Here is a 14,839-nt window from a genome sequence, read left to right as displayed (position 1 = left end):
TAGATATTCTGTAGAAAGGAGCTCGTATGAATCGACTTAGTTTCTCGCGAACTCAAATATTAATTCTCCTTAGCGTGTGGCTCACGTTCTTGTTGAGCTTTGTTATGCGCTTGTCTTGGGCATCTGTTATGCCTATCCTCAATGAGGCATTGCATTTTACAGCTAAAATGGGGTCTCAACATATTTCGGCCTTTTACTTTGGTTATGCGTTAACGGTATTACCAGGCGGTATTTTAGCCGATAGAATCGGTTATAGACGTACTATCTTGTTTAGTTTGATTGGTATGGCTGCTGTAACGGCTTTGATGAGTACCATTACAGACTATAACATGGCTTGGGGCTTGCGCTTCTTGTTAGGCGTTATGTCTGGTCCTGTACAAGCTTCTTGTTTGAGTGCTATCGGCGATCACTTCGGTCCGAACCAACGGGGTGCGGCCGTAGGTATCTTCATGAGTTGTACCTCCTTTGGTATTACTACGGTAAACCTTTACGCACCTTATGTGGCTACACATTACGGTTGGCAAACTGCATTCCTTGCTACAGCCATCTTGCCGTTGGTAGTACTCGTATTATGTTACTTCACGGTGCGTAAGCCGAGTGCAGAAATTCTCGCACAACGAGAAGCAGAGGCTTCCGAAGCGGCTGCTAAGCTTGGCGTAGGACAAACGTCTTTAGTAGAAAACTTGAAGCATATCGTTTCTAACCGTAACATTCGTTGCTTGGCGATTGCGGGATTCTTCGCAACAGGTACGACTTGGGGCGTAACACAATGGGCGAACTTATACATGGTTAAACAATTAGGTGTAACGGCTATCTATGCAGGCCAGGTCATGAGCGTGTTCGGTACGGCTGCGCTAATTGCGAAACCAACGATCGGTATTTTATCTGATATCTTACCAATTAAGAAGAACCATTTAGCGGCTCTCGTTATGTTCTTGTTTGGGCCAGCTTTAATTTTGTTTGCAAGCACGTCAAATCCAAATATGCTCTTTATAACAGGTCCGATTCTTGGTATTGGGGCCTTCATGCATAGTGCGTTGACCAATGCTCTCGTAGTTCAATCTGCAGCACCTCATTTGCGCGGTACTACAGCGGGCTTTGTAAACTTGTTTAACCAAATTGGTGCACTCTTGGCACCACTTCTCTTGGGCAATGTCCTTGTCATGACGGGTAGCTACCAAATGTCTTTGATGTCTATCGCTATAGCTCCTATTATTGGTGCATGTGCATTATTCTTTATTCGTCTTAAATAATATAAATGGATTCGTACATGAATTGCTCTTCTAAAAATTGCGTCTAATTGGAGGGCAGATCAAAACGGATCCTTTTTTGTAATTAATATGTATATTGTGTATGGTATTCTTTTATTATATGATTAAGTCATAGTACAGGAGGGAGGGGTGAAGATGGGAATCATCTGTTTTGGCGATAGCATTACGCGTGGCTATGATGTGCCCTATGGACGCGGTTGGGTCGAAATCTGTGATGCATCCATAGAGGGTGTTAATTTTACAAACTACGGTGAAGATGGCTGCTCCGTACAGGGTATGATTTATAATATTGAAAATTGGGCGGTTACTGCTGTATCCGATCCAACACGTCATATTTTCTTGATGTGTGGCACTAACGATATTTTACAAGGTCGAGATAGTACCTATGTGTACAAGACTTTGGTCAAAGCTATTGAGCTAGCTAGTACAAAAGGGACGGTAATCATCGGTTTAGAAACTCAAATTGATAGCGATATGGACGGATTGGATCTGGTTGTACGAGAGGTTAATGAACAGCTAAAAGCTTACGCAGAGGCGCATAATATTAAAGTTATAGATTTCTATACTACCTTGTTTGAAGCAGATCAAATTGGACAAATTGTCTTTGCCGGAGAGGTTCATCCCAACGAGCGTGGTTATCGATTAATGGCGTATAAGGCATTAGAGGTCTTTACGCGATTATAACGGAGCTATAATAGAACTGGAACGGGATTATAATACAACGTAATATAAAGAACATAAAAACTCCCCTAATGAGTTGCCTCATTGGGGGAGTTAGTGATTTATAGTCTTTTGTGCTAGTGAAAGTTGGGGGCTTTCACCAGATAAAAATAAATTCGTAACGAATTATTTTTTAGATTTAGTAGATACTTTGTTATTGGACACCTTAGCAGATTGTGCAATTGCGTATGCAGTGCCTTTTACTAAATCAGAAGCTTCAGCAGTGTTGCCAGATACGGTTACAGCTGCTACAGTGTCTTCAGTTACTGCGAATAATGCAGTTGCGTAAGGGTGTTGCGCACCATTTGGTACAGTTACAGCACCGGATTTAACAACAATGTAACGACCGTTGTTGTTGAAGATATCGTAATGAGCTGCTTGTTTTACACCATCATAGCTTTCATTGTAAGCGAACAATGCAGCTACTTCACCACTTGCTACTTGACCAGATTGTTGCATGGAACGCAATTTAGCGGCTGCCACAGCTGTTGGTTGAGTCATGTTTACAGTGATGCGCAAAGAGTTGTTATTTACAACTGCTTCAGTGATTACGTTTGTAGAGAATACATTCGCAACACCGTTGCCAGCACGGTTGTAAGAGCTAGCAGTTTTAACTTGGTAGCCATTAGTGTATGCAGGCAAGTCATATGTATAAGTTTTGCCATTTAACAATAAGTCAAACGCATTCAATTGGTTAGCTTTGTAGCGAGAAACGTAGGAGCTGCCGTTGCCATTAGCTGTTACGGAGTTTACAGTTTCTTGGTATACAGGTTGGGCTTCAGTAGGGATAGGATCCATGATTTGAAGACCTACAGCTGTTGTTTGAGGTGCCACAAAGATTGGATCACCTAATTCTTTAGATACAGGCATTTGTTGAGCCATATCGCCTGCTGTATAAGGCACTGCTGGCAATGGTTTGTAACCAGGACGTGGTGCACTTGTGGCATAACTAGTTTGGTAAGCTGGCGTAGCCGCTTGTGGTGCAGGATAAGAATATTGCTCTGCTGAAGCACGTTCATAAGCGCGTGCATTAGCATCGATAGTTGCAGCAAAAGCAGAGAAAGACATTGTTGTAGCTGCAAATACTGCAAAAGCAGTTGCTAAATGTTTTTTGTTCATAATAATTTACTCCTAAATACATGATTTTACAAATAACACAGATACTAACTTGTATTATATAGGAATTCATGCTAATTGTAAATAAAATATAAAATATTATCTTAATTATAAATAAATATAATCAGATGAGTCAAATATTGTACAATTAGCCATAGAATGTCATATTACTATATAATAATAATCAGTATAGTAATTTATTATATCGAAAAATTTCGTTTAATGCTATATCTAATTCGTATAGTGCTACAACTAATTTGTGTAGTGTTATATCTAATGCGTTAAATGATATGAGCAATATACATTTGTGAATTACATCAATTGAGATGGTGAAAGTTTCACTAGGGAGGTCTCATGAGTATTAGCGTCTATTATGGACGGGCTGGATCAGGCAAGACACGTGCCGTATATGAGCGCATACGTCAGGTCATGACAGATTGTCCAGGGGAACCAATAATTTTACTTGTTCCTGAACCTGCCACCTATCGGGTAGAACGGGAGCTAGCTGAATTTATGCCTGAAAAAGGCTTTACTACGGTTCGTGTCGTAGGCTTTGGGCGTTTGGGTTATCAGGTATATCAATCGATAGGCTCAAAAGGGGCTGGTCAATCAAGTTTATCAAGCTTTGGCCGGTCTATGTTGTTGCGCCTTGTAATGAAACGAAAGCAAAAGGAACTGGGGCTGTTAGAACAGGCTACAAAGCGGCCTGAGTTTTCCTCCGTATTGCAACAGCTCTTTTCTGAATTCCGCGCCTTTCGTGTAGGCCCTGCTGACCTAGAACGAGGGGCAGAATCTGTTAAAAATAATGTATTACAAAAGAAATTACGCGAGCTAGCTATCTGTATGTCTGCTTATGAAGAGGAACTCAGTCATCATGGGGAGCGCGACATCGATCCTATCATGGAAATCGTAGAGGCTTTGCCACAATCTCCTCTCATGGAGAATAGCCACGTCTTTATCGATGGTTTTCATTGGTTTACGCCCACACACTACGAGTTGATTTATACCTTGTTTGACTTGGCAAAGGAAGCCGTTATTACTATCGATTTACCGATGGCCCCAAAGGCGTTAAATTTAGCTCGTCGAGGGGAGCATCTTTTCAGCCGCCCTTTAGAGATTTACGACACCTTAGTTGCTCGTTATGGCTCTAGTATCAACTGGGTTGGCTTTGATGGGAAACGAGGCCCTCAAATCGTTCAAGAGCTAGAGGCTAATTATTTTGCTAGCCCTAGTAAGAAAAATACTACAGATGCAACGATTCCGCTTATTCGAGGCTATAACAGGGAACGCGAAGCCGATGCGGTGGCTCGTCGTATTTTAGCCTATATAGAATCATCTGAAGAGGCTCGTTACCGAGATGTATGTATCATGCTCCGCGAGTCTGAAACCTATGGTGACACTTTAGAAAAGGTTTTTGCTCGCTACGGCATTCCGCACTTTATCGACCGTCAGCGGCCTATGAAAAACCATCCATTAGGTGAGCTATTGTCGGCTCTCTTTGATATCGTGCGTTATAACTATAGTCGGGACAGCATGTTCCTCTTGCTCAAGACAGACTTGATGCCGCTTACTCGTGAGGCTGTAGATGAGTTAGAGAACTATGTTCTCGAGTTTGGTATCGACCATTATAAATGGGAACGTGAAAGCTGGCCGTACTTACGAGGCTTTCATGAGGGGCAAGATGAAGAGAGCTACGTAGATGCACCACGCAGAGCACGTGTTAACAAAGCAAGAGAAACTATTATGGATATATTATCTCCATGGTTTGACTTTGCTGCTAATGCGGAGGGTCATACAGGGGCTGAGTGGGGTACACAACTTTATGGTTTATTAGAAATCTTACAAGTGCCAGAGCGGCTCTATGAATGGGCGAAGGACGCAGAAACTATAGGTGATCAAGAATCCAAAGCTAGTCATGAACAGATGTATAATGCGGTTCTTTCCTTTATAGACGAAATTTCTATGGTCATGAAGGATGAAATATTGACTCTGGATGAGATGATGCTCCTCCTCGAAGAAGGCCTTAGCGATGTAAACTACTCTATGATTCCGCCGTCTTTAGACCATGTGGTGATTACCACTATCGAACGTGGTTACAGCCAGTGGTGGCCTAAGGTGTTCGTAATGGGCCTCAACCAAGGCGTATTCCCTCAAAGTATGGGAGATGAAGGCCTCATCAAGGATAAGGAGCGTCAAGAATTGGCCGATGCAGGCATTACCTTAGCAGAAGGGGCCTTGCCGAAGGCTTTCAACGAGAATTTTCTATTATATCTCGCCATGACACGGGCATCCGATTCGTTGACCTTGTCCTATGCGGGCTCTGGTGAGGATGGAACAGGTCTTGAGCCATCCCTCGTTGTAAAGCGATTAGAATCTCTTGGGTACGTAGATCAGGCAGTAGATATTCCTCTCTCCATTGCACCTGATACAGAGGCAGATTACGTGTGGCGCCCACTCCAAAGTCTGTCATTGCTATCTGAGCGTTGGGGGGCTCTCTTTAGTGGTTATGAGGTCAATCCTCTTTGGTGGGGACTCTATAACTGGGCTCGTGAAAGCGAAACTTATCGTCCTCGTTTAGCGGAGGTGTCACGTGGCATTCGAGATAATAACGATGTGCCTGTCATAACGCAGGATTTAGTGAATGGGCTGTTCTTGTCTAAAGGCTACATGTCTGGTTCTGTGACACGCCTTGAACGATACCAACAATGTCCGTTTAAGTTCTATGCCCAATATGGTTTGAAACTAGAACCGCGTCCAGTACGCTCCTTTGGAGCTCCTGAAATCGGTACGTTCTTGCATGCTAATTTAGAGCGCTTAGGTAATTATCTACTAGAAAATAACAAACAATGGCGTGACCTCGACGAAGAGGAACAAGAAAATCTATGCCGTACTGTGGCAGACGAAATCTTGCAAGAAAATCAGCTAGGTGAAGAAACGAGCGATGCCTACCAAAAGGCCATTGAACAGCGTGTACAGAGAACATTACATGTGACGGTAGACCGCCTCATAGAGTGGTCTAAGCGCAGCGATTTTGATACGAAGTATTTAGAGCAAGACTTTGGTCGTCAAGGTGGCTGGGATCCTATTCGGGTCCCTCTTGGTGAAGACCGTTACTTGCGACTCATCGGTCAAATTGACCGCATCGACGAATATACACGGGATGATCAAACCTATGGCATGGTTATCGACTACAAGTCGGGTGGTGCTCATGTGACGGCCCAAGATGTGTATTATGGACTTAAACTGCAACTCATGACCTATCTGTTGGCTTTGGAGTCCGCTTATGGTAAAACACATGGCGGATCTATGTCCCCTGCGGCGGTGGTTTACTCTTACGTGAAGAACCCTAAAATCCCTGCTGATGCGCCTATATCTTATGAAGATGCGGTTTTGTTGGCTAATGAAAGCGATGCTTGGCAAAACAGTGGGTACTTCTCCGATGATATTGAGTTGTTGACGCATATTGACAATAAGTTCTTGTCCTATGGTTCTAAGCGAGGGCCTTATGTGCCGATTGCTACGAAAAAAGACCAAACCATTTCCAGCAGAGATTTGCGGAAGGTTAAGTCTACAGGCGAATTTGACGTAATGTGCCGCTATACAAATCATGTGATGGCTGAGACGGGACGTAACATTGGGGACGGGCAGTTCCCAATTAAGCCATATCAATTGAATGGCCTTAGACCTTGTACATACTGCGACTACAGAACGGTATGTCGCTTTGATTCTAGCCGTAATCGATATAATTATTTGTCTAGATTGTCCGAAGATGATGCATTAGAACGGATGAAAGAGGTCTTAAACGACGGAAATAATAGTAGCGAAGGAGGTGAAAACCATGGGTGTTAAATGGACACCAGAGCAAGAGTCTGCTATTATAGCGCCTAAGGATTCCTCCTTAGATAATCAGACCTTACTTGTTGCGGCCGCTGCCGGTTCAGGTAAGACCGCGGTTCTTGTAGAACGCATTATTACGCGTCTTAAGGACATGGATAATCCCTTATCTGTTCAAGAACTCATGGTTGTAACTTTCACAAAGGCTGCAGCTCAAGAGATGAGCGCTCGTATTGGCCTTGCCTTGGCTAAAGCCATGGAATCTACAGATGATGCTGCACTACAAGCGCGCCTTGAACGACAGCTCAATCTGTTGCCCTCGGCTCATATTTCTACATTGCACTCCTTTTGCCAATGGGTAATCCGGTCCTATTTCTATAAGCTCGACATTAATCCGACAGCGCGCATCGGCAATGAAGCAGAAATGACATTGCTACAACAAGAGGTATTAGCCGATTTATTAACTAAATCCTATGAAGAGGGCCTTTATAATATCTATGAGCTAGCAGATTTCTTCAGCGATGATAAATCCGATGCAGGCTTAACGGCGAAGATTATGTCCCTGTATAACTACGCCATGTCCCTCGCCAATCCCGATGGATGGCTACGCAAAGCCTTAGAGCCTTATAAAGAGGCGATGGACATAAACCCTAGTGATACGTTGTGGGGTCAATATATGTGGTCTAATTACATGGCTGTCATCGATCGCATTCGCGAGCGCTTAGAGCGGATGGAACAAATCTTGCTCGATCCAACAGGACCTCATAAATGGCAAAACATATACGATAATCAACTGGCTGCACTAGGCATGCTTTCAGCGGCTCAAACTTGGGACGACATGGGGGAAGCTTGTAAACATATGGATACCTTTATTAAAGATCAGTTCCGTATGGGCTCAAAAGAGGCGCAAGCCTATGACCCTATATTGGTGGCAGAGTTTAAATCTTTGGGTGGTCAAAATAAAGATGACCTCAAAGCTATGCAAACCGCTATATTCACCGTTCCGGAGGCTACCTTGCAAGAGCAGTTTAAGGCTCAATATCCAATCATAGAAGGGTTAGTAGAACTGACGATTGCGTTCCATCAAGCGTATCGGGATATGAAACAAGAGCAAGGCATCATGGATTTTAGCGACCTTGAGCATCTATGCTTGGCCCTTCTCGTTGAGCCTGGCACAGAGGATGATCCTCAGCCATCTGAAGTAGCGAAGGAACTACAAGATACTTTCAAAGAAATCATGGTTGATGAATACCAAGATACGAACGGCGTGCAAGAGACGATTATTAACTTGATTTCTCGCATCGATAATAGGTTTTATGTGGGGGACGTGAAGCAGGCTATTTATAGCTTCCGTATGGCCGATAGTTCTCTGTTCATGGAGAAATATAATACGTACGGCGGCAATGATGCGGTAGAACGTCGTATCGACTTGGCAAAAAACTTCCGATCTGACGCAAATATTTTGGCGGCTACGAACTTCTTGTTCTACCAAATCATGACGGAAGACGCGGCAGAGCTCAATTACACAGAGGCTGAATCGCTCATTCCTGGCCGTATCGTGGAGGATGCGCCTGAGGATTGGGTCGGTGGTGACGTAGAATTGCAACTCTTAGATGTGAGTAAGGATACCCTTGGTGCTAGTGAAAGTGACGAAGATGAAGGGGATGACCCTGAAAACAACGAGCGTGAGCTAGATTTTATCATTCAAAAAATCAAAGAAATCCATGCTGCTAAGAAGCAGGTACAAAATCCAGATGGCACATTCCGTCAAATCGAGTGGCGAGACTTTGCTATTTTGCGCAGATCCTTAGCGGGCTGGGGGACGCGTGCCGTAGAAGCCATGCGGCAAGCGGGGATTCCTGCGGTGGTAAATGAGCGAGACGGTTACTTTGAAGCCCAAGAGATTCAACTCTTATTGGCGTTGTTATCCGTCATAGATAATCCGGAACAAGATTTGCCGATGGCTGCCGTGTTGCACTCTGGCCTCGTAGGCCTTGATGCCAACGAACTAGGTGCATTGCGCCTGTCTGGTGAGGGCTCCTTATGGTCTCTTATGCCAGCCTATGCAGAAGAGGCTCAAGATGAGCGTTTATTGGCCTTTATTGAGCATATGGAAAGGTGGCGCACCTTATCGCGTCGTCACGGTGTGACCGACTTGTTGTGGGATATTTACGAATCTCAAGACTATGTAAACTATGTGGGAGCTATGCCGAATGGCCTCGTTCGCCGTGCCAATGTGCTCGCCTTATACGATAGAGCCAAGGGCTATGAAGCCTCTGGCTTCCGTGGGCTCTTTAGGTTCTTGCGCTTTGTGGAAAGCTTACGCGACAGCAACCAAGATATGCCTCTTGCCAATGTGGTGAGCGAGGCAGACAATGTGGTGCGCCTTATGACCATCCATAAGAGTAAGGGCCTTGAATTCCCTGTAGTGTTCCTATCTGGTGTACAAAAAAGATTCAACATGATGGACTTGCGTTCAGAGCTTCTTATCGATAAAAATGCAGGTCTTGGTTTGAAAGGGTATTTCCCAGATATTCGAGTGTCCTTCCCGACCATGCCTTGGTTTTATGTGAAAGACGTAAAAGAAGCGGCCCTCAAGGCGGAGGAGCAGCGCATTCTCTATGTTGCCTTGACACGGGCACGAGATAAGCTGTTCATGACAGGCTTTATTAAAGGCTTTAAAAATTCTAAAGGTGTGTTAAGCACCATAGGTGAGCTCATTAAAAATGCGGCTTCCGTAGAAACTCAACAGTTACCGACAGATATTATTACACAAGCTAATACCTATCTAGACTGGATGATGATGGGCTTTGCTCGTCATTTAGATGGCGGTAATCCATTGCGCGTAGCCATCGAGTACGAAGGCCCCACCTATTTTGATTTGCCTGATAAACAGTGTCGTTTAAAGGTTGAAATTCATGATGGTTCTCTCTATGGTGATCTCGATTACAAAGCGGATATTGACGAGACAACAATCAATAAGGTGCGGGACTTAAAAGCTGTTAATTCCGTAGAATTACCGCAGAAAATCGTGGACCGTTTTAACTATATCTATCCATACAACGATGCTACACGACGTACTGCTAAAATTTCTGTTAGTGAATTGAAGCGACGATTCCAAGAACGAGAACTTGAAGCAGGAACTATTGATACTTTGAATGAACCGATTGCAACGGTAGAAGTTTCAGCAGATGCCCTAGCAAACTCCGTATTCGGTCGAAAGCCACAAGCATTACAGTCTGAAGATGATGTATTGACCGGTGCTCAATGGGGTACCTTGATGCATGAGGCTATGCAATGGCTACCTCTTGTGAAGTATACGCAAGCTTCTTTGACGAAAGAACTCGATGCATTGGTGGCGAAAGGGACTTTTACAGAGGAAGAACGGAATTTATTAAGCGATACAAGTTTGTATAAATTTTTCAACTCTGATCTTGGTAAGCGCCTTATCAATGCAAAACGTATCGAACGAGAGTTGCCGTTTAGCATGCTCTTTGAAGGAAAACGCGTATACGATACTTTAGAGGACGGGGAAAATCTGTTCCTTCAAGGTATTATTGATACGGCCTTTGAGGAGGATGGCGAATGGGTTCTCGTAGATTACAAAACGGATCGCGTTACATCCGGAGAAGAACTCATTAAGCGCTATAAAATCCAAATGGACCTCTATAAAGAGGCCTTGCAGCGATTGACGGGAATGCCCGTGAAAGCATGTTACATTTATAGCTTCCGCTTGCATGATGCAATCATTGTGGACTAATGCGCATAGATTCTTATAAATTAATAAACACAAAAGCTCTCTATCCGTTGATAGAGAGCTTTTGTGTTACCAATTACTTATTATATATGTGGTAGTTTAGGCAGATTTAAGGCTTTTTTCTTTTTGTGCTTTGCAGGTGCAAATACTTTGAGTACGCGTGGCAATACTTCAATATCCACAGGCATATCCGGACCTGCATCACCATCCATATTAGTCGATAAATCATCGACGTCAGATAGAAGTTCGATATGAGCTTTTTTTACCGTTAATGTCGTTGTATAACGAGAATTATAGATGGCACCACTGATAATGAGTGGTAATACGCTGAGAATATCGAGGATAAAATATTCCTTGAAGATGATGATACGCATATAACCATCATCTACAGAGGCTTCTGGCATAAAACGTTCAAAGCTAGAGACTACATTGGTAAGTAGGGCTAAAACGAGAGGGGATTTGCAGATGAAATCGTCGTTCTCTGTTTTGATGCGGTACGTGTAGTCCTTTGTAGTGAACAACGCTTGGCCTGCTCGCAAGAAATACGCAAGAGGGCCGAGTATGCTTTTTTCCTTTGGCGTAACTTCATCCACAACCTTAGGAATAACACCAGCTGCAATATTATTGCAGAAATACCGATCATTACAACGGCCGATATCAATGGTTCGAGTTTCATTGATATCGATACGCCTGATAGCTTGTGTTGGATTTTGGTGAATGCCGAGCGCACGAGACATATCATTTACTGTACCAACGGGGATAAACCCAAAGGTACAGGAGAATCCACCTTGGGCAATACCATTAACGGTTTCGTTAACAGTGCCGTCACCACCCATGCAGAATACGGCATCAAACCCGCGCTCACAAGCGTTCTTAGCGAAACGTGTAGCATCGCCTTCACCTCTGGTGAATTTAACCTCAATCGTTTCGAACAAGGTGCTCAATTTCCATTGTAAATCGAGGGCGTAACGGCGCGCTGCACCGCCTCCTGAGACAGGGTTGATGATAATCAAACAACGGCTCATAGTATACTTCCTTACTTTCAAAAATGAGATATAGCTATTATCTATAGTTAAATTGACAGTCTTAATGATGAGTTCTATAATTGTAATGTATGTACTTAATTTCGCACAACATACTGTCTAAGATATGTTGTATACTATATTATACTCATTTTAACCGTTCTTTGAAAGTCTGAAAGCACGAATGGTTAGCAAGGTTTAGGGGCTAGTAATGGGAAGACAAAGTTCAAAAGATAAATACAAATTGTCCGCAGTGGATTCTATCGAAAGATTACCTCTCAGTGAACAAGTATATTTAACATTAAAAACAGCTATCTTAACAGGCGAATTGATGCCTCAAGAGAAGCTTAACGAAGTAAAGATTGCAGAACAATTACAAGTGAGTGCTACACCTGTGCGTGAGGCATTCCGCAAATTGGCTAAAGATAATCTCGTAGTTATCGTTCCTTGGAAAGGCGTTACTGTAAAAGCTGACACGCCAGAAGAAATCGTAGCGCTTTACCAAGTTCGTGAAGTAATGGAAGGACTTGGTGCTAGATTATGTGCTCGTCATGCTACACCTGAGCAAGTACAAGAGCTAAGAACTCTTTGTAAAGAAATGCATGAAATTGAAGATGCCACAGAACGTGTTGATGTGAATAGCCGATTCCATACAATGATTGCTCATTACTCTGGCAATGAACGCATTGTAGATTATCTAGCAGGTTTCCGTGAACGCGTTAATCGCGACATGTACATCAGTTCTTTCAATGCTGTACGTACACATGACTGTGATGACGAACATGATCAAATCGTAGACGCTATTGAACGTCACGACGAAGTTGCTGCAGAAACAGCTATGCGTCAGCATATTAACAATGCATTTATCTTCAAAAAAGCAAATGCAGAAGTACAACATAAAAAACTTAATGAAGTATAATGCCTGCTGATGCTGTAATAGGCATAATGACATATGAAAAGCTCCGCTATTGACGGAGCTTTTTTGATTGTTATTTTGAATAGTTAATTCAACTTTCATTTAGAGTATTTAGCGTATCTTGATATAAATTAGGTATCATTTGTTGTATTTAATTAACCGCTATTTTAGCCTATCGGATTAGTTTGTTCTTGTTTTGTTTTGAGACGTCCTTTTGGTGTGGTTTAGAAACTCTAGTCGTTTATAGTGTGATGTTAGGTGAGCATTACAGTTTTTATAGTCTACAACACGCAGTCTTACGAGCTGACCTACGTTGATTTGAAAGGCTTGAGCGATTTTAAAAAGAATTTCCAAAGACATGCCGGAGATGCCTGTACCACATTCTAATTTACTTAAATAACTGCGACTGATACCAATGTGACGAGCTAACTCTTGCTGAGACATATTTAGGGATACGCGAATAATGGCGATTTTATGACCTAAACACACATATTGATGTTGTAAAAATGGGTCTTCGTACGTGTTGATCCGCAGTTCGGTGAGTGGTGTAGACGAGGGGTTCATAGGGACTCCTTTCTTTTCCCTACTCTCTAAATATAGTATACTGAGATTATTAGCATCTGACTAATATAGAAAAGTAGATAATTATCGGCTATTACAGATAATTACACGAATTGTGAAAGTAGTATTACATGTATGCTATAGTAATGTGATCATACCATCTAGTATGTTATCTTGAGTAGAGGAGGCAATATGGAAAAATACATAGCCGTTGCCCTCGGTGGCGCCACTGGGGCCTTATGCCGTATGGCTCTTGGTGAATGGGTGATGACAAAGGTCAGCTCGTTTCCGTATGGTACGGTAGTAGTAAACCTCGTTGGTTGCCTCATTATCGGTCTAGTCTTAGGCCTTTATATGCAAAAGCCAGATCTACCTCAATGGGCGAGATTCTTCCTCGTTGTAGGTGGGCTAGGTGCATTTACCACCTTCTCAACCTTTGCCTTTGAAATGCTACAGCTTATGATGGCTGAATCCTATGTACAAGCATTATGGTACGGTGCAGTACAAGTCGTAGGGGGCTTAATCCTCTGTTGGGTTGGTATGCTAATAGTGCGTCTACTCTGTACTATGTAAACATATTAATATTGAATAATAGTATTAAATACATTTTGATGTTATACAGTAACGTATTTTGTTATTAATGACTTGGGAGATATTATGAAATCTATTAGAACACAAGATGCCGTAGGGCAAATATTATTACACGATCTCGTAAGAATCGTCATCGGTGAGGTGAAAGACACGCCCTTCCGCCGTGGACATGTAATTACAGAAGAGGACATTCCTAAACTCTTGGATCTTGGCAAGGAACATGTATTTGTAATGGAGCCAGAAGATGAGGGGTTCTTGCACGAAGAGGATGTAGCTCGTGCTTTATACCATATGGCAGGCGGTGAAAACATGCACGATGGCCCTATGGCACAAGGTAAAATTGAAGCCATTGCGGATGTAGATGGCCTTTTCAAGGTCGATGTAGACCGATTATATGCTATCAATAGCATTGGTGAGTTGACTATTGTAACGAGATTTAATAATACACCTGTGAAAGCTGGTAATAAACTAGCAGGCATGCGCTGTATTCCATTGTTGTTAGAAGAACAACAAGTAGAAGATGCAAAGAAAATTGCTGATGGTAAGCCTTTGTTACATGTAAAGCCGTTCGTGCGCAAAACAATGGGTATCGTTACGACTGGTTCTGAAGTATTTGAAGGTCGTATTAAAGATGCTTTCACACCAATCATTGAAGAACGTTGTGCTGAATTTGGTGTTACAAAGGTAGCTCACGAAATTGTAACGGATAATACAGACGATATCGTGGCGGCTATCGACAAGGTGAAAGCAGCAGGCGCAGATATCATTTTCTGCACTGGCGGTATGAGCGTTGACCCAGATGATCTCACTCCAGGAGCGATTAAACGCTATGCAGATCGAGTAGTTACCTATGGATTACCTGTGTTACCAGGGTCCATGGTTTGCATTGCTTACTGTGCAGATGGCACACCAATTCTTGGTGTACCAGGTGGTGTATTGTTCAGCAAACCGACTGCTTTTGATGAAATTGTGCCACGCCTCATCGCAGATGATGAAATCACCAAAGAAGATTGTATAGCTATGGGCCATGGAGGATTCTTGGGCTAATAGG

At 42.9% G+C, this 14,839-nt stretch carries 10 protein-coding genes; 7 read left to right on the top strand and 3 right to left on the bottom strand.

The features are described 5' to 3' along the window. The first annotated feature begins 26 nt into the window (after window positions 1-26). Window positions 27-1,253 (top strand): MFS transporter, encoded by a 1,227-nt coding sequence (locus FNLLGLLA_RS08940; protein WP_077707760.1) that lies wholly within the window; start codon window positions 27-29, stop codon window positions 1,251-1,253. 153 nt (window positions 1,254-1,406) lie between these two features. Next, the gene (locus FNLLGLLA_RS08935; RefSeq protein ID WP_077707759.1) at window positions 1,407-1,955 is read left to right on the top strand and encodes an SGNH/GDSL hydrolase family protein; all 549 of its coding nucleotides are present in this window, start codon (window positions 1,407-1,409) and stop codon (window positions 1,953-1,955) included. A 162-nt stretch (window positions 1,956-2,117) separates the two neighbouring features. Here FNLLGLLA_RS08935 and FNLLGLLA_RS08930 read toward each other — a convergent pair whose 3' ends face one another. Next, complete coding sequence (locus tag FNLLGLLA_RS08930; RefSeq protein WP_004694840.1) at window positions 2,118-3,110, bottom strand: hypothetical protein; 993 nt, start codon at window positions 3,108-3,110, stop codon at window positions 2,118-2,120. 351 nt (window positions 3,111-3,461) lie between these two features. Between FNLLGLLA_RS08930 and FNLLGLLA_RS08925 the strand changes: the two genes are divergently transcribed. Together FNLLGLLA_RS08925 and addA are read left to right on the top strand one after the other, a co-directional pair. Continuing rightward, complete coding sequence (locus tag FNLLGLLA_RS08925) at window positions 3,462-6,956, top strand: PD-(D/E)XK nuclease family protein (RefSeq protein WP_077707758.1); 3,495 nt, start codon at window positions 3,462-3,464, stop codon at window positions 6,954-6,956. Further along, window positions 6,946-10,701 (top strand): helicase-exonuclease AddAB subunit AddA, encoded by a 3,756-nt coding sequence (addA, locus tag FNLLGLLA_RS08920; protein WP_077707757.1) that lies wholly within the window; start codon window positions 6,946-6,948, stop codon window positions 10,699-10,701. Before FNLLGLLA_RS08925 ends, addA begins: the two co-directional genes overlap by 11 nt. An 80-nt stretch (window positions 10,702-10,781) precedes the next feature. Here the strand turns inward: addA and FNLLGLLA_RS08915 are convergent, their stop codons facing one another. Further along, window positions 10,782-11,723: a diacylglycerol/lipid kinase family protein gene (locus FNLLGLLA_RS08915; protein WP_008602199.1), complete on the bottom strand. Its 942-nt coding sequence runs from the start codon at window positions 11,721-11,723 to the stop codon at window positions 10,782-10,784. Between the two features lie 208 nt (window positions 11,724-11,931). Between FNLLGLLA_RS08915 and FNLLGLLA_RS08910 the strand changes: the two genes are divergently transcribed. Then, window positions 11,932-12,639, top strand: coding sequence for a GntR family transcriptional regulator (locus tag FNLLGLLA_RS08910; RefSeq protein ID WP_004694848.1), 708 nt, complete (start codon window positions 11,932-11,934; stop codon window positions 12,637-12,639). Window positions 12,640-12,816: 177 nt separating this feature from the next. Here the strand turns inward: FNLLGLLA_RS08910 and FNLLGLLA_RS08905 are convergent, their stop codons facing one another. Then, the gene (locus tag FNLLGLLA_RS08905; RefSeq protein ID WP_038150489.1) at window positions 12,817-13,200 is read right to left on the bottom strand and encodes a helix-turn-helix domain-containing protein; all 384 of its coding nucleotides are present in this window, start codon (window positions 13,198-13,200) and stop codon (window positions 12,817-12,819) included. 189 nt (window positions 13,201-13,389) lie between these two features. Between FNLLGLLA_RS08905 and crcB the strand changes: the two genes are divergently transcribed. Both crcB and FNLLGLLA_RS08895 read left to right on the top strand, forming a co-directional pair. Then, complete coding sequence (gene crcB, locus FNLLGLLA_RS08900; RefSeq protein ID WP_077707756.1) at window positions 13,390-13,770, top strand: fluoride efflux transporter CrcB; 381 nt, start codon at window positions 13,390-13,392, stop codon at window positions 13,768-13,770. Window positions 13,771-13,854: 84 nt separating this feature from the next. Continuing rightward, the gene (locus FNLLGLLA_RS08895) at window positions 13,855-14,835 is read left to right on the top strand and encodes a molybdopterin-binding protein (protein WP_156697308.1); all 981 of its coding nucleotides are present in this window, start codon (window positions 13,855-13,857) and stop codon (window positions 14,833-14,835) included. Window positions 14,836-14,839: the final 4 nt, after the last annotated feature.

It is taken from the genome of Veillonella parvula (assembly GCF_902810435.1).
Lineage (GTDB): Bacteria > Bacillota > Negativicutes > Veillonellales > Veillonellaceae > Veillonella.
Note: the sequence above shows the minus strand (reverse complement) of the source record. Positions and strands in the feature narration are given on the sequence as shown.